27 protein-coding genes are annotated in these 20886 nt (G+C 42.3%); 25 read left to right on the forward strand and 2 right to left on the reverse strand.

Translation table 11 applies throughout. The features are described 5' to 3' along the window. Nucleotides 1-142: 142 nt before the first annotated feature. Together B5F08_RS02130 and B5F08_RS02135 are read right to left on the reverse strand one after the other, a co-directional pair. Entirely contained in the window at nucleotides 143-631 is a 489-nt protein-coding gene (locus tag B5F08_RS02130; RefSeq protein ID WP_087376181.1) for a deoxycytidylate deaminase, read from the reverse strand. Nucleotides 632-664: 33 nt separating this feature from the next. Continuing rightward, nucleotides 665-913, reverse strand: coding sequence for an AbrB/MazE/SpoVT family DNA-binding domain-containing protein (locus tag B5F08_RS02135; protein WP_087376182.1), 249 nt, complete (start codon nucleotides 911-913; stop codon nucleotides 665-667). A gap of 231 nt (nucleotides 914-1144) precedes the next feature. On the opposite strand from B5F08_RS02135, the gene B5F08_RS02140 reads away from it, so the two are divergent. The 25 genes from B5F08_RS02140 to nspC all read left to right on the forward strand — a co-directional run bounded on the left by B5F08_RS02140 (nucleotide 1145) and on the right by nspC (nucleotide 20655). Beyond that, nucleotides 1145-1729, forward strand: a complete 585-nt coding sequence (locus B5F08_RS02140) for a nucleoside recognition domain-containing protein (RefSeq protein WP_087376183.1) — start codon at nucleotides 1145-1147, stop codon at nucleotides 1727-1729. Then, nucleotides 1726-2235 carry a spore maturation protein gene (locus B5F08_RS02145; RefSeq protein WP_242968196.1) on the forward strand — a complete coding sequence of 170 codons (510 nt, stop codon included), beginning with the start codon at nucleotides 1726-1728 and terminating at the stop codon, nucleotides 2233-2235. The genes B5F08_RS02140 and B5F08_RS02145 overlap by 4 nt, the downstream gene beginning before the upstream one ends. A 144-nt stretch (nucleotides 2236-2379) precedes the next feature. Next, the gene (locus B5F08_RS02150; protein ID WP_143256347.1) at nucleotides 2380-2892 is read left to right on the forward strand and encodes a terminase small subunit; all 513 of its coding nucleotides are present in this window, start codon (nucleotides 2380-2382) and stop codon (nucleotides 2890-2892) included. Next, nucleotides 2879-4129 carry a PBSX family phage terminase large subunit gene (locus B5F08_RS02155; protein WP_087376321.1) on the forward strand — a complete coding sequence of 417 codons (1251 nt, stop codon included), beginning with the start codon at nucleotides 2879-2881 and terminating at the stop codon, nucleotides 4127-4129. Before B5F08_RS02150 ends, B5F08_RS02155 begins: the two co-directional genes overlap by 14 nt. 10 nt (nucleotides 4130-4139) lie before the next feature. Beyond that, nucleotides 4140-5306, forward strand: coding sequence for a phage portal protein (locus B5F08_RS02160; RefSeq protein ID WP_242968199.1), 1167 nt, complete (start codon nucleotides 4140-4142; stop codon nucleotides 5304-5306). 30 nt (nucleotides 5307-5336) lie between these two features. Continuing rightward, the gene (locus B5F08_RS02165; RefSeq protein WP_158096184.1) at nucleotides 5337-6341 is read left to right on the forward strand and encodes a hypothetical protein; all 1005 of its coding nucleotides are present in this window, start codon (nucleotides 5337-5339) and stop codon (nucleotides 6339-6341) included. A gap of 15 nt (nucleotides 6342-6356) precedes the next feature. Then, nucleotides 6357-6692, forward strand: coding sequence for a hypothetical protein (locus B5F08_RS02170; protein WP_087376185.1), 336 nt, complete (start codon nucleotides 6357-6359; stop codon nucleotides 6690-6692). Between the two features lie 23 nt (nucleotides 6693-6715). After that, entirely contained in the window at nucleotides 6716-7729 is a 1014-nt protein-coding gene (locus B5F08_RS02175) for a phage major capsid protein (protein WP_087376186.1), read from the forward strand. A 13-nt stretch (nucleotides 7730-7742) separates the two neighbouring features. Further along, on the forward strand, nucleotides 7743-8111 hold the full coding sequence (locus B5F08_RS02180; RefSeq protein WP_087376187.1) for a hypothetical protein: 369 nt from the start codon (nucleotides 7743-7745) through the stop codon (nucleotides 8109-8111). Further along, nucleotides 8108-8467, forward strand: a complete 360-nt coding sequence (locus B5F08_RS02185; RefSeq protein WP_087376188.1) for a hypothetical protein — start codon at nucleotides 8108-8110, stop codon at nucleotides 8465-8467. Before B5F08_RS02180 ends, B5F08_RS02185 begins: the two co-directional genes overlap by 4 nt. After that, the gene (locus tag B5F08_RS02190; protein WP_087376189.1) at nucleotides 8454-9254 is read left to right on the forward strand and encodes a hypothetical protein; all 801 of its coding nucleotides are present in this window, start codon (nucleotides 8454-8456) and stop codon (nucleotides 9252-9254) included. Before B5F08_RS02185 ends, B5F08_RS02190 begins: the two co-directional genes overlap by 14 nt. Beyond that, nucleotides 9241-9375: a hypothetical protein gene (locus B5F08_RS13610; protein WP_275532163.1), complete on the forward strand. Its 135-nt coding sequence runs from the start codon at nucleotides 9241-9243 to the stop codon at nucleotides 9373-9375. The genes B5F08_RS02190 and B5F08_RS13610 overlap by 14 nt, the downstream gene beginning before the upstream one ends. Continuing rightward, nucleotides 9372-9920, forward strand: a complete 549-nt coding sequence (locus B5F08_RS02195) for a LysM peptidoglycan-binding domain-containing protein (protein ID WP_087376190.1) — start codon at nucleotides 9372-9374, stop codon at nucleotides 9918-9920. Before B5F08_RS13610 ends, B5F08_RS02195 begins: the two co-directional genes overlap by 4 nt. After that, nucleotides 9917-10864 (forward strand): hypothetical protein, encoded by a 948-nt coding sequence (locus tag B5F08_RS02200; RefSeq protein ID WP_087376191.1) that lies wholly within the window; start codon nucleotides 9917-9919, stop codon nucleotides 10862-10864. Before B5F08_RS02195 ends, B5F08_RS02200 begins: the two co-directional genes overlap by 4 nt. Next, complete coding sequence (locus B5F08_RS02205; RefSeq protein ID WP_087376192.1) at nucleotides 10851-11180, forward strand: hypothetical protein; 330 nt, start codon at nucleotides 10851-10853, stop codon at nucleotides 11178-11180. The genes B5F08_RS02200 and B5F08_RS02205 overlap by 14 nt, the downstream gene beginning before the upstream one ends. Before the next feature lies 1 nt (nucleotide 11181). Further along, entirely contained in the window at nucleotides 11182-11529 is a 348-nt protein-coding gene (locus tag B5F08_RS02210) for a hypothetical protein (protein WP_087376193.1), read from the forward strand. Continuing rightward, complete coding sequence (locus tag B5F08_RS02215; RefSeq protein WP_087376194.1) at nucleotides 11526-12590, forward strand: baseplate J/gp47 family protein; 1065 nt, start codon at nucleotides 11526-11528, stop codon at nucleotides 12588-12590. The genes B5F08_RS02210 and B5F08_RS02215 overlap by 4 nt, the downstream gene beginning before the upstream one ends. Further along, a complete protein-coding gene (locus tag B5F08_RS02220; RefSeq protein ID WP_087376195.1) occupies nucleotides 12591-13160 on the forward strand; it encodes a hypothetical protein in 570 nt (189 codons plus the stop codon). 19 nt (nucleotides 13161-13179) lie between these two features. Then, nucleotides 13180-13650, forward strand: a complete 471-nt coding sequence (locus B5F08_RS02225) for a hypothetical protein (RefSeq protein WP_087376196.1) — start codon at nucleotides 13180-13182, stop codon at nucleotides 13648-13650. Nucleotides 13651-14345: 695 nt separating this feature from the next. Beyond that, a complete protein-coding gene (gene speD / locus B5F08_RS02230) occupies nucleotides 14346-15107 on the forward strand; it encodes an adenosylmethionine decarboxylase (RefSeq protein ID WP_087376197.1) in 762 nt (253 codons plus the stop codon). 29 nt (nucleotides 15108-15136) lie between these two features. Beyond that, a complete protein-coding gene (locus tag B5F08_RS02235; protein WP_087376198.1) occupies nucleotides 15137-16591 on the forward strand; it encodes an aminotransferase class I/II-fold pyridoxal phosphate-dependent enzyme in 1455 nt (484 codons plus the stop codon). 1 nt (nucleotide 16592) lies between these two features. Beyond that, on the forward strand, nucleotides 16593-17444 hold the full coding sequence (gene speE, locus B5F08_RS02240) for a polyamine aminopropyltransferase (protein WP_087376199.1): 852 nt from the start codon (nucleotides 16593-16595) through the stop codon (nucleotides 17442-17444). Next, nucleotides 17434-18288: an agmatinase gene (speB, locus tag B5F08_RS02245; RefSeq protein ID WP_087376323.1), complete on the forward strand. Its 855-nt coding sequence runs from the start codon at nucleotides 17434-17436 to the stop codon at nucleotides 18286-18288. Before speE ends, speB begins: the two co-directional genes overlap by 11 nt. A gap of 31 nt (nucleotides 18289-18319) precedes the next feature. Continuing rightward, nucleotides 18320-19522 (forward strand): saccharopine dehydrogenase family protein, encoded by a 1203-nt coding sequence (locus B5F08_RS02250; protein ID WP_087376200.1) that lies wholly within the window; start codon nucleotides 18320-18322, stop codon nucleotides 19520-19522. After that, nucleotides 19522-20655, forward strand: coding sequence for a carboxynorspermidine decarboxylase (gene nspC / locus B5F08_RS02255; protein WP_087376201.1), 1134 nt, complete (start codon nucleotides 19522-19524; stop codon nucleotides 20653-20655). Before B5F08_RS02250 ends, nspC begins: the two co-directional genes overlap by 1 nt. Nucleotides 20656-20886: the final 231 nt, after the last annotated feature.

The raw sequence follows: 20886 nt of genomic DNA on the forward strand, positions 1-20886 counted from the left end.
ACAAAATATGCAAATGTCAGATCGTACCAACGTGACGTGACACGTGGCTGGGAACAAAGGGTTATACCCGTCTATGAAATACCCCCGGCTTTGCCGGGGGATCATTATTATGCTTTATAAGCTTATATTCTGTTTTATTAAATCAATAACCGAATGCGGCGACAAGTGAATCGTCGTTTTCAATCCAGTCATTTACATCAACAACAGTGTAATCTGTTTTGTTGTTTCTGATTATAACCTTTGAAATACCTGCGTTTATTATCATGCGCTTGCACATTGCGCAGGAATTAGTGTTTTCTACATATTCTCCAGTCACTGCGTCTTTTCCAACAAGGTAAAGCTTTCCGCCAAGCATCTGGTCTCTTGCGGCATGGATTATTGCGTTAGCTTCGGCGTGAACGCTTCTGCACATTTCGTATCTTTCACCACGGGGAATGTTGTGTTTTGTTCTGAAGCAGTAGCCCAAGTCTGAGCAGTTTTTTCTGCCTCTTGGTGCGCCAGTGTATCCGGTTGATACAATCTGGTCATTGTTTACTATTATCGAACCGAAATTTCTTCTGAGGCATGTTCCTCTTTCAAGAACTGTTTCGGCAATGTCGAGATAATAGTTCTCTTTGTCTATTCTTGTCATTTTTGTGTCCTCCAAATTTCATTTTCCTGAGAATTATAAATTCTCCAATTCGTTTTTGCAGTTTTCGCAAATTATTTTGCCTTTGTATTCCAAAAGCTGTGGGATTTCTTCGTTTCCGCAGAACAGGCATTTTTTACGGTATTTTCTCATTTCAATGCCGTTTTCGTTGGTAAACAATTCAAGTTCATCGTTTACGTTGAGTCCAAACTCCTGTCTGATAGGCTTTGGAATTACGATTCGTCCCAGTTTATCGATTTTGCATAAAAAACCGGCTACCTTCATAGTATTTTACATCCTTTCTTTTTAGAATATTGATTTTTCCGAATTTTAATATTTTTCAGTTAAAGAAAATTATTTTAAATTGGATTTGTAAGATGCTTCTAAAATAAGAAGGTTTATGTATAAAATACTACCAAAGAGTGGTAAAAAAGTCAAGTCTTTACAGTATATTTTTCTTTGATGAAATATTCGACAGGAAGCGACACAGGCGAAAAAGAAAAGGGGGATTTTTGCTTGTTAAACTACATTTTTGCAGTTTTTATCGGGGGTTCTGTCCTGTGCTCATTTTTTCTGGGTACGGCTGAACAGCTGACCTCCGGACTTTTGGAAAGCGCAGAGGTTTCTGTGAGCCTGCTTTTGACTATCGGCGGAGGCCTTTGCTTTTGGTGCGGGTTTATGGAGATAATGAGGGAATGCGGAGCCACGGCAATTGCCGCTAAAATTTTTTCTCCGGTATTAAAACATCTTTTTCCAAACATAGATGTTAAAAGCAAGGCTTTTGAAAATATCTCCCTGAATGTGGGCGCCAACTTTTTGGGGTTGGGAAATGCTGCTACTCCTTTCGGCTTGGCGGCTATGAAGGAGATTAAGCGGCTTGACAGGTGCGATGATACAGCTTCCGACAACATGATAGTTTTTGTTGTGCTGAATACAGCTTCAATTCAGCTTTTGCCAACCATGATTGGAACTTTAAGGGCAAAATACGGAAGTCAGTCGCCCTTTGATATTATTCCCTGTATTTGGATTGCCTCAAGTATTGCTTTGATTGTGGGAATCACGGCGGTTAAGCTTTTAAACAAAAGGGGGAGAAAAGCGTGAGCTATATTTTCCCCGTTATACTTTTGTCGGTAATGGCTATGGCGTTGTTCAAAAGAGTTCCGGTGTTTGAATGTTTTTTGAGGGGAGCTAAAAGTGGTCTGACCGTATTGCTGGAGATTACTCCGGTTATTGTTGGCTTTGTGGCTATGATTGAGGTTATGAAAGCATCGGGATTATTTGATGTTTTTTCCTCATTGATTGCGCCGGCGGCGGACTTTCTTGGCTTTCCAAAGGAAATTGTTCCAATGGCTTTACTGCGTCCCGTGTCCGGCGGCGGGTCTACCGCTTTGCTTTCGGATTTGCTTTCACAGTACGGGCCTGACAGCCTTATCGGAAGAATTACAAGCGTTATGTCCGGTTCCACTGAAACTACATTTTATGCAATAGCCGTGTATTACGGCTCGGTGGGAGTTTCAAAAACAAGGCATACTTTGTTCTGCGCTTTGCTTGCGGACTTTACCGCCGCCTGTCTTGCAGTTGTCACCGTTAAGCTGTTAATGTATTGAAATTTTGTACTTTAAACCATAGAGAAAGTAAGATTTTTGAAAAAATTTCTTATTTTCTCTTTTTTGTTGCACTCAATTATGCAATTTTTGACCTTTTTTTCCTGTTAACGGGAGGTGTAATTTGAAACACGAGGTGAAAAGTCATTGAAAAGTAAATTGACAAGGCAGGAAAGACAATTCTGCTGTAACTACGTAAGCAGCGGAAATTCCACTCAGGCGGCTGTTTTGGCGGGCTGTAAGGAAGATCCGGAAACTTGGGGAGAAAATCTTTTATGCAGGGAGGATATTGCGGACGAGATTGCAAGACTTCTTGTTATAAGAAAAAAGACGGTTTCCTCTATGGCGGTTACCGGATATAAAAAACTGGCTTTCGGAGGCATAGGGGATGCCGTGAGTTTATTATACATGGAAAACCCCGATGTTGAAAAGCTGAAAAATATGGATTTGTACTGCGTATCTGAAATACGCAGACCTAAAGAGGGCGCTATGGAAATAAAGTTTTTTGACAGGCTTAAAGCTTTGGAAAAATTGGAGGCAGGTTCATTGGAGGATAACGGGGCGGTTTCTTTCTTTGAAGCCTTAAACAGAGGAGCGTCTGCCGTGAACAATTCAGGTTCAAGACAGGAGAGAACGGAAATTGAGTATGGCGGAGATTAAGCCTTTTTCAAAAAAACAGCTTATGGCCCTTACATGGTGGTGTCCCAGCTCGCCGTGGAGAAATTATGACGCCGTTATATGCGACGGGGCGGTGAGAAGCGGAAAGACCTTTTGTATGGTTCTGTCTTTCATTGCCTGGAGTTTTTTGGAGTTTAACGACAGCTCCTTTGCCATGTGCGGCAAGACTATAAAATCCCTCAGGAGAAATGTGGTGACGCCGGTTCTGCCCCTTTTGAAAAGTCTGGGTTTTGAAACCGGCGAGAAGCTTTCCGAAAATATCCTTACCATTACCTATAAAGGAAGAAAAAACAGGTACTATCTTTTCGGAGGAAGGGATGAATCTTCGGCTTCCCTCATTCAGGGAATGACCCTTGCGGGGGTGTTTTTTGACGAGGTTGCCCTTATGCCACGGTCCTTTGTGGAACAGGCTTTGGCGAGATGTTCTGTAGGCGGGTCGAAATTCTGGTTTAACTGCAACCCCGAATACCCTCAGCACTGGTTCTATGTTGAATGGATTAAAAAGCTGAAAAAGAAAAACGCTCTTTATCTCCATTTTGTTATGGAGGATAATCCTTCACTTTCCCAAAAGACCATTGCAAGATATAAACGGCTTTATTCGGGCGCATTTTACGAGCGGTTTATTCTTGGAAAATGGGTGGCTGTTTTCGGGGCTGTGTATCCCTTTATGGACGATGAAAGCAAATATTGCGAACCTCCCGATGAACCTATGGAGGAATATGCGGTTTCCTGCGATTACGGCACGGTTAATCCCGCTTCCTTTGGACTTTGGGGTCTTAAAAGGGGAGTATGGTACAGGATTGAGGAATATTACTATCAATCAAGACAAACGGGTGTACAGAAAACTGACGAAGAACACTACGAAGCACTTAAAAGCCTTGTGGGAAGCAGAAAAATCAGCGTTGTGGTGGTTGACCCTTCTGCCGCCAGCTTTATTCAGGTAATTCAAAGACACGGGGAGTTTTCCGTTGTTCCGGCGAAAAACAATGTTACCGACGGTATACGAAAAACATCCACGGCTTTAAAGGAGGGAAAAATAAAAATTTGCAGCACTTGCAAGGACAGCATGAGGGAGTTTTCTCTGTACCGTTGGGAGAGCAGCGGAAAGTTCGATGTTCCGGTAAAGGAAAACGACCATGCCATGGACGACATAAGATATTTTGTCACCACTGTCCTTGAAAAAAGCACAGGCTTTGCCGCCTGCGCCGTTGCAAGATAAGGAGGAAAATTTGAAAGGTTTTTGGAAAAGCAAAAAGGATACCTCCCGAAACAGTGAAAGGGGCTGTGTAGTTCAAACCGCCGTGGGCGAGTACAAACGTCATCCTTTTTCTCTGCTTGACAGCTATTCGCCCCTTAGAAAAAGCGAGATGGAGCTTTATTCCACTTTACGAGAGGCTATTCCCATTGTGGATGCGGCTATAGGCAAGACCGTGAGATTGCTGGGCTCCTTTAAATTGGAGTGCGAAGAAAAGCGTATGCAGAAAGAGCTTGAGGATTTTTGCGCTAATGTAAAGGTAAACGGAACTTCAAGGGGACTTGAAACCTTTATTGCCCAGTATTTCGACCAGCTTTTAACCTACGGTACTGCGGTGGGGGAAATGGTTCTTGATAATGACGGAAATCTTGAGTATCTCTATAATGCGTCACTTAAGGATGTTGAAATACGAAAAGGTCAGTCCCCTTTAGAGGTGGTTATCTGTGTTGACAACAACTGCACATGGGAGCCTATTAAGCATCCCGAGCTTGTCTGTATGACTCCACTTAATCCCGAGCCGGGAGAGGTTGTGGGAAACTCTGTTTTAAAGGGTCTGCCCTTTGTAAGCTCCATATTGCTTAAAATCTTTACCGCAATAGGAACTAACTGGGAGAGAATCGGAAACGTGAGATTTGCCGTGACCTACAACCCTAAAAATGAGGGCTTTAATGCTTCCGCTCAGGCAAAACAGATTGCCGACGAATGGAGCAGAGCCATGAGAAACAAAGGCGAGGTCTGCGACTTTGTGGCGGTGGGAGATATTTCGGTTAAGGTAATCGGCGCCGACAATCAGGTGCTGGACTGCGATGTGCCTATAAAGCATATTTTGGAGCAGATTGTGGCAAAAATGGGAATTCCGCCTTTTATTCTCGGTCTTTCGTGGTCAAGTACCGAGAGAATGAGCCAGCAGCAGGCGGATATTCTCACCAGCGAGCTTGAATATTACAGGAAAATTTTAGAGCCGGTTATTTTGAAAATCGCTCAGATGTGGTTAAGGCTTAAAGGCAGTTTATCAAAGGTTTCCGTTGTCTGGGATAATATCAGTCTTCTTGATGAGGTTGAGCTTGCCAATGCAAGGCTTATAAACGCTCAAGCTATGCAGATTGAGGAAGCTCTCGGAAAAGGCGGTGAAAGTGAGTAATTGAAAAAGGGTGATTTGGAAGGTATGAATTTGGAGAACAGCAAAGGTCTTTTAAAAAGTATCCGTGGCGATATAGGCAATTCTCAGGCGGCTGATGTTCCAACAGATGAGGAGCTTGAGCTTATAAACGGATACACAAGAAAAAGATTTTCTAAGGAAGAGGTATATGTATTTACGGTTGTCCTTTGCGACAACGATGTGGACAGGGATTTTCAGAGATTCCCTGTGGAAACGCTGACCGCCCTTGAAAAAATGTTTGTGGGAAAAAGCGGTATTTTTGACCACAATCCCAGTACAAACAACCAGACTGCACGAATTATTTCATGCAGTACAAAGAGTGTTGACGGTGTTGTGACTGCCACAGGCGACCAGTATTTTCGCCTTGAGGCGAGGGCTTATATTCCCAGAGGAAGGCAGTTTGACGATGTTATTTATGCAATAGAAAGCGGAATAAAAAAGGAAGTCAGTGTTGGATGCAGCGTAGCTTTTGAAAAATGCTCCATATGCGGTGAAAATATGGGAAGCTGCGGACATAAAAGGGGAAATGTATACGGCGGCAAACTCTGTTACGGTGAGCTTATCGACCCCATAGACGCTTATGAATGGAGTTTCGTTGCGGTTCCCGCCCAGAGAGAAGCAGGCGTTATCAAAAGCTATCCGGGCGGTATGGAAAGGAGTATTTCAATGGAGGAAATATTGAAAAGCATAGGCGCAGGGGAAAGCCTCAGTCTTGACCCCATGCAGACCGAAAAGCTTTGTGGATATATAGAAAAGCTTAAAAAGGCGGCGGCTGACGGAGCGGTTTACAGAAACGAGCTTAAAGCCGCAGTTAAAAAGTATTCGGCGATTATTCAGCCGGATATCAGCGAAAATACGATGGAAAAAATCATAAATTCTCTCACCGTTAAAGAGCTTTCCGAGCTGAAGGCTTCCTATGAGAAAAAGGCGGCAGGGGTTATAGGAAAATGCAGACCTCAGCTTGCTTCAGTCAAAAGCGGAAAAGAGAAGAACAGCAATAAAGAATTTAAAATCTGATTTGGAGGTATATAGATGGAGAATGTTAGTTTTAACGGATACAACGAGAATGTTATAACATTGCCTGCGGCAGACGGAGTGGTAAAGGGAAGTATTGTAAAAGTTTCTGAAAATTACAAGGTTTCCAACTGCGCTGACGGCAATCAGTTTTTGGGCGTTGTTGTGAATATAAGAGGCGGCTATGCTGCGGTTCAGACAAAGGGCTACTTTAAGCTTAAAAAGGCAGGTTCAATCGGCCTTGGATTTCAGGAGCTTGCCGCTTCTTCCTCAACTGTTATTAAAGCACTTGGGGGCGGAGTTCAATGTCAGGTAATTGCCGTTGACAGCACATACGTTGAGTTTATTATATGATTTAAAAGGAGAGATTTATAATAATGGAAATGTACGAAAAGATTAAACCGGAAAAGGGTATGTATTCCTACAGAAATAAGAGTTTTTCCGATATTTTGGAGTCTTTGGACCCTTCCGAAAATTATATAGGAACAGAGCTTGAGGGTCTTGACGCTTTTTCAAGACAGCTCAAGAGATTTGACATCAAGGTAAGCGGAAAGTCTTCCGACAGAATAGAAAAGTTTTTCCAGACCTCCGACAGCGCCGCTTTGTTCCCTGAATACATAAGCAGAGCGGTTCATACAGGTATGGAAAGCGTGAACATCATAAATCAGATGGTTGCGGTTGTCACAAATATCGACGGACTTGACTACAGAAGCATCGCTTCCATTCCTTATGAGGATGAGAAAAAGCTGAAGAGAGTAAACGAGGGCGCATTTATTCCTCAGACAACCGTAAAGACACAGGATCACCTGGTTCCTCTTTACAAAAGAGGAAGAATGTTGGTTTCTTCCTATGAGGCTATCAGATATCAGCGCCTTGACCTTTTCTCTGTCACTTTAAGACAGATTGGTGCGGCTATTGCTCTTTCTCAGGCTGAGGACGCCATAAACACTATCATTAACGGCGACGGCAATTCAAATCCCTGCCCAAGCAACGATTCTGCTGATTCTGAAAACATCACTTATGACGACCTCATAAACCTTTGGACAAATCTTTCACCTTACGAGCTTAACACCATGATTGCTTCAACAGAGGCAATTAAGATGGTATTTAAAATTGACGAGATGAAGGACGCTTCCGCAGGTCTTACATTCCACGGAACAGGCAAGATGATGACTCCTTTCGGTGCAACACTTATCCATGTTCCAACCTTTGAAGGCAACAAGCTTATCGGTATGGACAAGAACTGCGCTTTGGAAATGGTTGTTTCCGGCGGTGTGCAGACTGAGTACGACAAGCTTATCGACAGACAGCTTGAAAGAGCCGCTATCACTTGCACAGCAGGCTTTGCAAAAATCTTTACCGACGCTGCAAGAGTTATCAGCATAGCCTGACGGGGGGCTTTTTATGAGCTTGAAAAATGTCACGGACAGATTTTTAATGCTTTCAGGCTTAGGGGAAAGTGATTTGAAGAGATGGACGCCTCTTTGCCGTGATTCCTTGGAATACATTGAAAGCAGACTGAAAAATAAAGATAATTCAAATGAAAATGTCTGTAGAATAAGCTCTGCCGCCGCCGCTTTGGCTTATTATTCTTACTGCCTTACCACAGGTACTTCCGGCAATCCTAAAAGATTTAAAGCCGGGGATATCGAAATAGAACAGGATTATACCCAGCTTACAGAGTCTGCAAAATCTTTGTGGCTTTGTGAAAAGGAGAAAATTTCCGACCTTTTGAAAGAGGAGGGCTTTTACTTCGGGAGGATAATCACATGAGCTTGGCAGAAAGAATACGCCGCTCTATTTCCCTTTACGGTGATAACGTTGTTGTCACCGTAAAGGGTGAAGCCAAAAGCGGCAAGGCTTTTATTGAACCCTTGAGATACAAAAACAGAATGTACATAGGCGGCAAAAGAATAGAGCCGGGATTTTACGACGGAGGTTACTATCTTTATATAGGTCAGTACGATATTCCTCTTGACGATATTCAGAACACAGTGATTTCAAGGGGAGAGGAAAAGTTTTATATAAAGCGTTCCGAGATGTACAAGTCCGGAAATGAAAATCTTTATGTGTGGGCAATAGTTGTTGTAAACACCGAAAAGGAGGATGCTGAGTATGACCAGTATTGACCAGTGGATTGACAACGCTGTACAGGCTTTGAAGAACAGCGGGAAATTCAATGACATGGTTTTTCTCAAGGAATATCAGACAAGACCTTTTGAAGTTCCTATAAAAAATTTCCTTGTTGTGGTAACGCTGGACAGCATGAAGAAAAACGGTGTAAACAGCCTGAATTACGGATATGGTAACAGAAAAGACAGCTCGTCGGCTGGATTTATTGTGTATGCTCCCTGTTCTGTAAGCGGTTATACGCTGACACAAAGAGCGCTGGAGCTTTTTAATGAAATTTCTGCATTAGGCGACGATGATGAGGACATTCCGCAGATATATTTAGAGCCTATAAAATTTGATGAAAAAGCCGACACCCTGTGCAGGGAAATAACGGTTACATTTATTAAATATTCGGAAAATTCATCTTCCGGAGGCGGCGAGGGAGACGACTATTTTGAACTGTTGATAAACGATACAAAGATAGAAAATCTTGTTGATGTGGAGTACACCGATAAAAGGGATTATTTTAATGCTGAGAGTTATCTTACAGATATTCCATCAAGGAAAGTTCCTTTAAACGGAAGCCATACAATAAATGTGAGAAAGAGGGCGTCTTATGCAGACAGCCTTTTTTATGAACCGGAGTTTTCCGCAAAGCTTTTGCTGGACGGCAGTACAAAGTGTTTTGAAAAATGTATTGTGACGGTTATTAAGACACATTTGGTTGACGGTTATTTGGTGACTGATATTGAATTTACCGGTGATATTGCCGAAAGCGGGGACGGTGAAGATGATGGACAATGAAAATATTTTTGATTTATCTCAGGGAGAAAAAAGTGTTCAGGAAATCAGCTTTTTTATGGAAAGAGAAAGTCTGAGATACACAAGAGAATTTACCGAAGAGGAAGAGGTGAAGCTTTTATGACTTTAACATCAATGAGTTTTGACGGGTATACATGGGAATTTAATTCTAAATATCTTACTTTCAGTCATAATACAAATACAAATATTTCCTATTATCCTTACGGAGGCTCAACTCTTCAGAATTTCGGAAAACAAAACTGTGTAATAACAGGAAGCGGCTGCTTTGTGGGGGAAAACTGTACTGATATGTACAATAAACTCCGTGATAAATTTAACAGTGGTAAAATCGGAGTTTTGACACTTCCGGGTTTTCCGCCCATAAATGCTTTTTTCAGCAGGCTTGTTTTAAAGGGCGAGCCTAAGCCTGATGTTCTGGATTATGAGTTTGAATTTATTGAGGTTCAGGACGAATACTTGGAAATTGCATCTCTGGATGAGTCGGGTAAATCCGGTGGAAAAAATATACGCAAGGTTATTCCAAACGGGGAAACTCTTTGGGATTTGTCATACAAATACGGTATAAATGTGGACAATCTTGTATCTTTGAATCCTCAGATAAGGCGTCCTGATATTCCAATAGAGGAAGGTCAGGTGAGGCTCAGTTGAAAATAGTGCTTACGGATATAAACGGACAGGAAAAGACTATCAGAAAATTTAAAAAGCTTGTCCTAAAAGAGGAAGAGGGAGTACCCGCTCATACACTGCTTGTGAGATTTCATTCAGAGGGAGAACCTTTATCAGAAATAGCTTTTATGAGATTTGAAGATGAAGGGAAAATTGTTTTCGACGGAATAGTTGACACCATTACAGAATTTTATTCTGAGGGGAATTACTATTTTGAGGTGTTCGGAAGAAATAGAGTGTCGTTGCTTTTGGACAATGAGGTAATGCCTGCGGTTTACAGCAATCCAACCTCGGAACAGATAAAAGAAATATTTTTAAAGCCCTATGGTTTCAGCGATTATGTGGGCGGTACATCTTCTTACAACGGGATTTTTAATGTGGCTAAGGGCAAGTCACCTTGGGACATTATCGAAAGCTTTTGCAAAACCTGTTATGAAACCGTTCCCTATTGCAGTCCTGACAATGTTATCTATTTTACCGGATTGCCGACAGGAGAGAAAATAACATTCGGAAAAGGTTTTGATATAGATTTTTCTGAGTACAGGTTTGACATACAAAGACACAAGATTATATCTTCGGTAAAAATTAAGAGAAGCGAAGCGGAGGATTATTCAACTGAAATTTTTTCTCAGGAGGCTGATAAAAGGCTTATACAAAGACAGAGGTATTTAAACGCATCAAACACACAGTTTACACCTGTTTTCTGCGCAGAAAAAATGCTTTTAAACGGAATTAACAACAGCAGAAATATATCTTTAAAGTGTTCCGGTTTGCTTTCCGATTGTCTTGGTGCTGAGGCTTCCGTCAGTGTTTTTGGAAGGGTTATCGATAATTTGAAAATTTACGGATTACAGATAAATGTCAGTGAAAACCAGATAAATACCGTGGTGGAATTAAGGGGGAACAGCAGTTATGTGGATACTTGACAGAATTGTAAAGAACAAAAGCTCAACAGAGGCAAAAAGCGGAGAAATAACAAATGCTGACGGTAAAAACATCAGCGCCGCAGGAACCGAAGAGTATTCAAGTCTGCCTATGATTTCACCCTATGGGATTGTAAGCTTCCCTCCCAAAGGTGAAAAGACTGTTGTATTATCCTATGACTTCGGAAAGGTCTGCCTTGGTGTTTTGTCCTATCCCCAGGATTTAGAGGAAGGGGAAATCCTTTTGTGCTCTCGTGGCGGCGCTCAGATAAAGCTTTGCAACAACGGCAAGGTGCTTATTAACGGCAAGGAGGTTTGATATGGATATAAAAATTCTTGACGGCGACAATGTATTGAGAGGCGACAGGTTTGAAAGCGTCTGTGGATTTGACGAAACCTCTCAGCAGGCTTTAATTGCCATAACAGGGAAAAAAGGATGTTTTATTTATGACAGGGAGCTTGGAAGTATTTTACAGGAATATATAAAAAGCGGTGAGAAAGTGACTTTAAAACAGGCGGACAGTATTGTAAGGTCTGCGGTTTCACGTCTTGAAAATGTTTCGGCAAAGGTAAAGAGTTTGGAAGAAAAAGATGGAAAATATGAAATAACGGTGATAATAACGGAAAATGACAGCGGCACACAGGAGGAAAGGGTGATTGTTATATGAGTGAAGAATACAGCAAAGTGCTGGAGAGGATGAGAAATGAGTATTACCGACAGACAGGAATGTTTCCAGATGAAAATTCTGATATTCAGATAAAAATGAAAATTCTTGCCGGTGAGCTTCACGCTTTGGGCGTAAATATTGACTGGCTGAAAAGACAGCTTAACCCTGAAACTGCGGACGGGGAATATCTTAATTATCACGGTTCAAAGCTTGGCCTTACACGAAAACCGCCTGCAAAAGCATCGGGTACAGTTAGGTTCTATACCGGGGGAGAGCTTTTCTCGGATTATGTAATCAAAGCCGGAACCCTCGTTTCTACATCGGGAAAAAATCCGGTGAGATTTGAAACAACTGAAGCAGTTATTTTAAGTGCGGGAGCAGATTATGCTGACGCAAAAGTGAGAGCAGTAGAGGGAGGAAGCTCAGGAAACGTGAATACAGGGGAAGTCAGCGTTATGGTTTCACTTTTACAGCCTGTTTCAAAGGTTACAAACCTTTCTAAGTTTACAGGGGGAACAGATGAAGAAAGCGACGAGGATTTCAGAAGCAGGATTGTAGCCGCTCAAAGCTTTCCGGCAACGGGTACAAACGCCGCATATTATGAAAAGCTTGCTTTGTCTGTAACCGGAGTGGGAGCCGCTTATGTATCTCCCAAAAGACGTGGAAAGGGCACAGTTGATATTTTTATACTTCCCAATGGTGCAGTTGAAGAAAGTCAGGTTTTGGAAAATCTTGAGGCTCTTGTGCTTCAGGAAAGAGAGCTGGGCGTTGATGTTGATGTGTTAAAGGCTACATCTGTACAGGGAAGCGTTACAGTTACGATTTATCCCGATGAGGGTTATACTTTCGATACTGTAAAAACAAACTGCTCTGAGGCTGTACAGAGAAAGGTAAGCAACCTGACAATCGGAGAGGATTTAAAGCTTTCGGATATAGGCGACGCTTTGTACCATGCTCAGGGAGTTTATGACTATAAATTTGACAGTTCCTCATCCAATATCACTGCCGGAGAAAACAGAATAATTACGGGAGTTACCCTTACCATGAAAGAAGGTGTATAAGTGGCGTATTTACCCTTTGAATATCTAAAGGAGAAACTGCTTTCCACCGGACTTTATGAGGATAAGGAGGATTCGGCGGCTCTTTTGGAGCTTAGGTGTTATGCCGCAGGTTTTCAGGCTTTGGGCGATGAGATTGAAAATGTTTTGCAGGAGAGCTTTGCTCAGACGGCGGAGTCTGCTGGTCTTGATTATATTGAAAATAAGTATGATTTGGGATTTATTTCGGACAATCAGGATGAAAGAAAAAGGGGAATAATTGCGGCTTCAAAAATTGCAGCCGGTTCCTTTACCCAGAGAAGCATAGAAACGTTTTTAAGCGAAACGGTTGGTGAGTTTGAAATGGACGCTTCTTATGCAAATTCTACAGTCGGCATAACAATAAAGAACAGGGGATTGTCCTCCTATTTTATCGAATGGATAAAGAGAATACTTCCTAAGATTATTACGGCTGAGCTGGAGCTTTCCATAACAATAGACGGTCTGTCTTGGACAAAGATAGATGAAAAAAATCTCACTTGGCTTGAAATGGACAACAAAAACTATACCTGGGCAGATATTGAAATAATGTAAAGATGAAAGGATGATATACTTGGGTTCAACCAATAAAACGGAGTATCTCGGACTTAGCGGCTGGGTACACTCTGATACTCCTAAGATGATAGATTTTGCCACAGATAACGAAATAGTGGACAGCGTCTTGGGAGAACATATAAACGACAGCAAAATACATTTGTCGGAAGAGGACAGGGCGCTTTTGGGCGGAAGTATCACTTCAATCCTTATGGCGGGAAACGGAAGCACTTCAAGAACCGTTACCCTTTCAAGTGCCCCTAAAATGGTTCAGATATTTTTGAAAAATGCTCCTCCTGCTTCCTGGAACTCAGAGAAAAGCTGTATGGTGGTAAACAGCGCTTTCGTGCTTCAAAAAGGAATGTCAACAGGAGGCGCTTCCCTTACCGATAAAAGTCTTGTGCTTACAAACAGCTCGGCTCCGTCAAACGGGATTATGTACAATCTCAACGAGGAGTACGGCCAGTATGTTATAATATGCTATAGTTAAAATACAGACACGGTTTTTAATGTGGCTTAATTTCGGTTTCCGTTTTTAGTCCCGCTTTTTCTTTAAAAGGAATTGGCGGGACTGTTTTGTTATTTAATGATTAGGCTCAAAAAATATAGTAATAATAATGAAAGACACACAGTTGTTTTTCTGTTATAAAATGTTGCTTTTTATCTGTTTTATTAGCAAAAAACAGATAGATTTGTAGAAATGTGCCTTGACTTTTACCGATAAAAATAGTATTATATAATCGACATGGGACTTAGCAGATTTTAGCGTCTTCCATGCAAATATTCTTTGACCACCATTTATTGGTTAAGGCCATGCGGACAGCCGGGTCAACTGCCGAGCGGCAACTTTGGTTGCCTTATTGATTGAGTTAAAAACTTAAAATTTTATAAGTTGGTTACTTTATAACCTGTGCGTTTATCGCATACTAACTTGTGAAACGGTCAATAAGAGTAGTAAAAGTGAGAAGTTTGCTATATAGACTCTGAATCTGTTTTTTCCGAAAATATAGACTTGTTCTTTTAGGGATAGTGTCCTTAGAAATATAAGCGGGGAAGCAGTGCGCAAGTAATGTGATAACACACATTGCCTGCGTTTTTTATTTGCAGAATACTGACTTATGTTAAATGTTCTCGCCCTTTGAAAACTTTTAAGATAAGTCAGTAATGAAGTCAGGAGGGAATAAGATGGGCCAGAAACTGAAACTTTACGGGTTCAATAATCTGACAAAATCTCTTAGTTTTAATATTTATGATGTATGTTACGCAAAGACCGCAAGGGAACAGCGTGACTATATCGCTTATATAGATGAACAGTACAATTCGGAAAGACTTACTAAAATCCTTACAAATCTTACCGATATGATTGGCGCTACGGTTTTGAATGTGTCAAGTCAGGATTATGAGCCTCAGGGTGCGTCAGTTACCATTCTTATTGCCGAGGGTTCTATGATTCCGGTGCGTGGCGAAACACAGGTTGCGCATCTTGACAAGAGCCATGTAACCGTTCATACCTATCCTGAATATCATCCCGAAACCTGTCTTGCCACATTTAGAGTGGATATAGACGTTGCAACCTGCGGAGAAATTACACCTCTTTCAACTCTTGACTATCTTATAGGCTCTTTTGACTCTGATATTATCACAATGGATTACAGAGTGAGAGGCTTTACCAGAGATGTAAACGGCAAAAAAGTTTTTGAGGACGGTAAGGTAATTTCAATTCAGGACTACATTGCTGAGGAAACCTTGAGAAAATATGACGCTGTGGATATAAATGTATATGAAGCAAACCTTTTCCACACAAAAATGATGCTCAAGGATATCAACCTGCAAAACTATCTTTTTAATACAGATGTTTACGAGCTGCCGCCGAGGGTAAGACTTGAAATAATGGACAGCATAAGACGTGAAATGATTGAAATCTACAGCGGCAGAAACATTTATTGATATATCATACAAGACCGGAGAGTGATAAAATGAGAAAGCTTTCACAGGAAAGGGCGCCTATCTATGAAGCCTTGGAAAGGTTTAAGAAAATGAGGGTAGTTCCTTTTGATGTTCCTGGTCATAAAAGAGGCCGTGGAAACCCTGAGCTTACTGCGCTTTTGGGTGAAAACTGCGTGCAGATGGATGTAAATTCCATGAAGCCTTTGGACAATCTCTGCCACCCGATTTCCGTTATCAGGGATGCGGAAGTTTTGGCAGCGGAGGCTTTTCATGCTGCTCATGCATTTTTAATGGTGGGCGGAACAACCTCTGCCGTGCAGAGCATGATTTTGTCCGTAGTAAAAAGAGGCGAAAAGATTATACTCCCACGAAACGTACACAGAAGCGTTATGGGAGCTCTTGTTTTGTGCGGGGCAATTCCGATTTACGTAAACCCCGCCTGTGATGAAAAATTGGGAATACCATTGGGGATGAGTGTTTCCGATGTAAAAAAAGCTATTGAAAAGCATCCGGACGCAAAGGCTGTGCTTGTTAACAATCCGACCTATTACGGAATATGCTCAGACCTTCGCTCCATTGTAAAGCTTGCCCATGAGCACAACATGCTCTGTCTTGCAGACGAAGCCCACGGAACACATTTTTATTTCGGAGAAAATCTTCCGGTTTCCGCAATGGACGCAGGCGCTGACATGGCTGCGGTTTCAATGCATAAGTCGGGCGGAAGCCTTACCCAAAGTTCCTTGCTTTTGGCAGGACCTGCAATGACCGAGGGTCATATAAGACAGATAATAAACCTTACACAGACCACCAGCGGTTCTTATCTTCTTCTTTCAAGCCTTGATATTTCAAGAAGAAATCTTGCATTGAGAGGAAAGGTGTCCTTTGCAAGGGTTGTTGACCTTGCAGAATACGCAAGAGCCGAGATAAACGCTATCGGCGGTTATTACGCATATTCAAAGGAGCTTATAAACGGCGACAGCATATTTGACTTTGACGTTACAAAGCTTTCTGTCAATACTTTAAATATAGGTTTGGCAGGAATTGAAGTGTACGACCTTCTTCGTGACGAATACGATATACAGATTGAGTTCGGCGACTTGGGAAATATACTTGCATACATCTCTATCGGCGACAGAATAAGAGAGATTGAAAGGCTTGTAAGCGCACTTTATGAAGTGAGAAGAAGATTTTCAAAATCAAAGTCAGACCTTATGAGCCATGAATATATTGACCCTCAGGTGGCGGTTTCTCCTCAGGATGCATTTTATGCAGACAAGGAGTCATTGCCGATACGTGAAACAGAGGGAAGAGTTTGCAGTGAATTTGTAATGTGCTATCCTCCCGGAATACCTATTCTCGCTCCGGGCGAAAGGATAACCAAAGAAATTCTCGATTATATAGAGTACGCCAAAGAAAAGGGCTGCTCGATGACAGGGCCGGAAAATCCCGATATTGAAAGGCTCAATGTTTTGAAAGGAGTTTAATATGGATTTTTGGTTTTCGGAAAAACATACTCCAAATGTTAAAATATCTATAAGAATTGACCGTCAGCTTTACAGTGGAAAAAGCGAATTTCAGAGAATTGATGTTTTTGATTCTCCGGAGTTCGGAAGATTTCTCACCCTGGACGGATATATGATGCTCACCGAAAAGGACGAGTTTATCTATCACGAGATGATAACCCATGTTCCTATGGCTGTTCATCCAAATGTAAAGAAAGTCCTTGTAATCGGCGCAGGCGACGGCGGCGTTATAAGAGAGCTGACAAAGTACCACGATATTGAACAGATTGATATGGTTGAGATTGACCCTCTTGTTGTTGAGGTCTGCAAAAAATATCTGCCTCAGACCGCCTGCCGCTTTGACGATGAAAGACTTAATATCTATTATGAGGACGGTCTGCGTTTTGTGCGTTTCCATGAAAACGAATACGATTTGATAATCGTTGACTCAACCGACCCGTTCGGACCCGGCGAGGGACTTTTCACAAGGGAGTTTTACGGCAACTGCTACAACGCCCTTAAAGAGGACGGAATAATGGTAAACCAGCACGAAAGTCCTTTTTATGACGAGGACGCAAACGCCTGCCAGAGAGCACACAAGAGAATTGTTGAATCTTTCCCGATAAGCCGTGTTTATCAGGCACATATCCCAACATATCCGTCGGGACACTGGCTTTTCGGATTTGCCTCTAAAAAATATCATCCTTTAAAGGACTTAAACGAGGTAAGATGGAACATGCGTGGACTTTCCTGCAACTACTATACAACAACACTTCACAAGGGAGCATTTTATCTCCCTGCATATGTAGAGGAGCTGCTTCAAGATGTTGAATAAAAATATAGAAACCTTCATGGCCTGTGACGCAGAGTATGAGGACGCAAAAACCGTGCTTTTCGGCGCACCTTTTGACTCCACAACCTCTTACCGTCCCGGCACAAGATTCGGAAGCCGCACTATAAGACAGGAGTCTTTCGGTGTGGAAACCTACAGTCCTTATCAGGATAAAGATATGACCGACTACAGCTTTTTTGACAGCGGAGATTTGGAACTTTGCTTCGGAAGCTCGGAAAAAGCCCTTGAGGACATCGAAGAGAGAACAAAGACAATCCTTGAGGACGGAAAAAGACCCTTTATGATGGGCGGCGAGCATCTGGTAACTTTGGGTGCAGTGAGAGCTGTCGCTAAAAAATATCCGGACCTGCACATAATCCACTTTGACGCTCATGCGGACCTGAGAGAGGAATATCTGGGCGCACAGCTTTCCCATGCGGCAGTTCTTAAAAGATGCTGGGAGCTTGTGGGCGACGATAGAATTTTTCAGTTTGGAATAAGGTCAGGGGACAGAGAGGAATTTCTCTGGGGCAAAGACCATGTTTTTACAAATAAATTTAATTTTAACGGTTTGAAAGAAACTGTAGAGAGCTTAAAGGGAAAGCCGATTTATTTTACGCTTGACCTTGATGTTCTCGACCCAAGCGTCTTCCCTGGAACCGGAACACCGGAACCGGGCGGAGTTACTTTCAATGAACTTAGGGACGCAGTTGAACTGGTTTGCTCAAGCCTCAACATTGTGGGCTGTGACGTAAACGAGTTAAGTCCGCCATATGACCCCAGCGGTATATCAGCTGCTGCGGCATGTAAAATAGTAAGAGAGATGCTATTGGCTCTTGAACAATAACAGGAATTTTTAATATCAGGAGGAATTTAAAATGGGTAAAGCTCTAATTATCGGCTGCGGCGGCGTTGCTTCCGTAGCAATTCACAAGTGCTGTCAGAACAGTGAAGTTTTTGAGGAAATCTGCATTGCCAGCAGAACAAAATCCAAATGCGACGCCCTTAAGAACGAGCTTGAGGGAAAAACAAAGACAAAAATCTCCACTGCACAGGTTGACGCAAACAGCGTTGAACAGCTTGTAAATCTTATCAATGATTTCAAACCTGACGTGGTTTTGAACCTTGCCCTTCCTTATCAGGACCTTACAATAATGGATGCTTGTCTTGCAACAAAGACACACTATATAGATACAGCAAACTATGAGCCTGAGGACACTGCAAAGTTTGAGTATAAATGGCAGTGGGCTTACAGAGAGAAATTCAAAGAAGCAGGAATTACAGCTCTGCTTGGAAGCGGTTTTGATCCGGGCGTTACAGGCGTATTCTCAGCTTATGCTTTGAAGCACGAGTTTGACGAAATCAACTACATTGATATTCTGGACTGCAACGGCGGCGACCACGGCTATCCTTTCGCTACAAACTTCAATCCGGAAATCAACATCCGTGAGGTTTCTGCTAAAGGTTCCTACTGGGAGGACGGCCATTGGGTTGAAACAGAGCCAATGGAAATTAAAAGAGAATACAACTTTGACGGCGTAGGCATGAAAGATATGTATCTGCTCCACCACGAGGAGATAGAGTCCTTGGCTCTCAATATTCCGGGAATTAAGAGAATCCGTTTCTTCATGACTTTCGGTCAGAGCTATCTTACACACCTCAAGTGTCTTGAAAATGTAGGCATGACTTCAATCGAGCCTATCATGTACGAGGGCAAGGAGATTGTTCCGCTTCAGTTCCTGAAGGCAGTTCTTCCTGACCCTGCATCTCTCGGTCCAAGAACAGTTGGTAAGACAAATATCGGCTGTATCTTCCAGGGTAAAAAGGACGGCAAGGATAAGACATATTACCTTTACAACATCTGCGACCATCAGGAGTGCTACAAAGAGGTTGGCTCTCAGGCTATCTCCTACACAACAGGCGTTCCTGCAATGATAGGCGCAATGCTTGTTATGAACGGCACATGGCAGAAGCCGGGCGTTTACAATATTGAGGAGTTCGATCCGGATCCATTTATGGACGCTCTCAACAAGTGGGGACTTCCTTGGATTGAATCCCACAATCCGGTGCTGGTTGACTGATGGAAAAGTATATAGTACCAGGTTTACCAACCCCGTATTTTGTGGTTGATGAAAGCTTCCTGATAAAAAATTTGGAGATACTCAAATCTGTATGCGACAGGGCAGGCTGTAAAATTTTGCTTGCCCAGAAAGCTTTTTCCATGTACAGAACCTATCCGCTGATAAGCCGTTATCTTTACGGAACTACCGCCAGCGGACTTCACGAGGCAAGGCTGGGAAAAGAGGAGTTTCCCGGAGAAACCCATGTTTTCTCACCAGCATACAGGGAAGATGAGTTTGAAGAGCTTTTGACCTATGCTGACCACTTTGTTTTTAACTCTCCACGTCAGGTGGAAAAGTTCGGCATGAGGGCAAAGAAAGCCGGAAAGCAGATAGGACTTAGAATAAATCCCCAGTGTTCCACTCAGGAGGGACACGAGATTTACGACCCATGCGCCGACGGTTCAAGACTTGGAACAACACTTGCAAATTTTGACCCGAAGCAGGTTGAAATCCTTGACGGACTTCATTTCCATACCTTATGCGAGCAGAACTCAGACGACCTTGAAACAACGGTTATAGAGTTTGAAAAGAAGTTCGGAAAATATCTCCATTCCATGAAATGGTTAAATCTTGGGGGAGGACATCACATCACCCGCAAGGATTACGATATAGAGAAGCTTATAAATATAGTTAAAGGCTTAAAGAAAAAGTACAATGTTGAGGTTTATCTGGAGCCGGGAGAAGCGGTTGTTTTAAACGCCGGTTTCCTTGTGACATCTGTAATGGAAACCTTTAACAATGTTATTGACGTTGCCATTGTGGACACCTCTGCGGCATGTCATATGCCCGACGTTATAGAGATGCCATACCGCCCGCCCCTTTACAACAGCGGCGAAAGCGGCGAGAAAAAATACACCTATCGTCTTGGAGGACCTACATGTCTTGCCGGCGATGTAATAGGTGACTATTCCTTTGACGAGCCTTTAAAAGAGGGCGACAAGCTTATTTTTGAGGATATGGCTCTTTACACAATGGTAAAGACAAACACCTTTAACGGAATGAAGCTGCCCTCAATAGTCTACAGAAAAAAAGACGGAAGCTTCGAGCTTGTAAGAAGTTTCACCTACGAAGATTTCAAATCCCGCCTATAGTTTTTAGCTCCGACCTGCAAATGTTTCATCTAATCTTTATGTTCTGCACAGGTCGGGCGAGACCTTTTCCTAGATCTTTGGAATGGTTCGCACTCGGTTGGGTTTCATTTTTGATCTTATAATTTACAGCTATGGTTATTTAGTTAGCCATAGCTGTTTTTATTATTCGATCTATCGTAGAACGGATTGTATATCTGTACGGTAACATAATAGCAAATGAAAAATAATGAT

Source organism: Anaeromassilibacillus sp. An172 (assembly GCF_002160515.1).
Taxonomy (GTDB): Bacteria; Bacillota; Clostridia; order Oscillospirales; family Acutalibacteraceae; genus Limousia; species Limousia pullorum.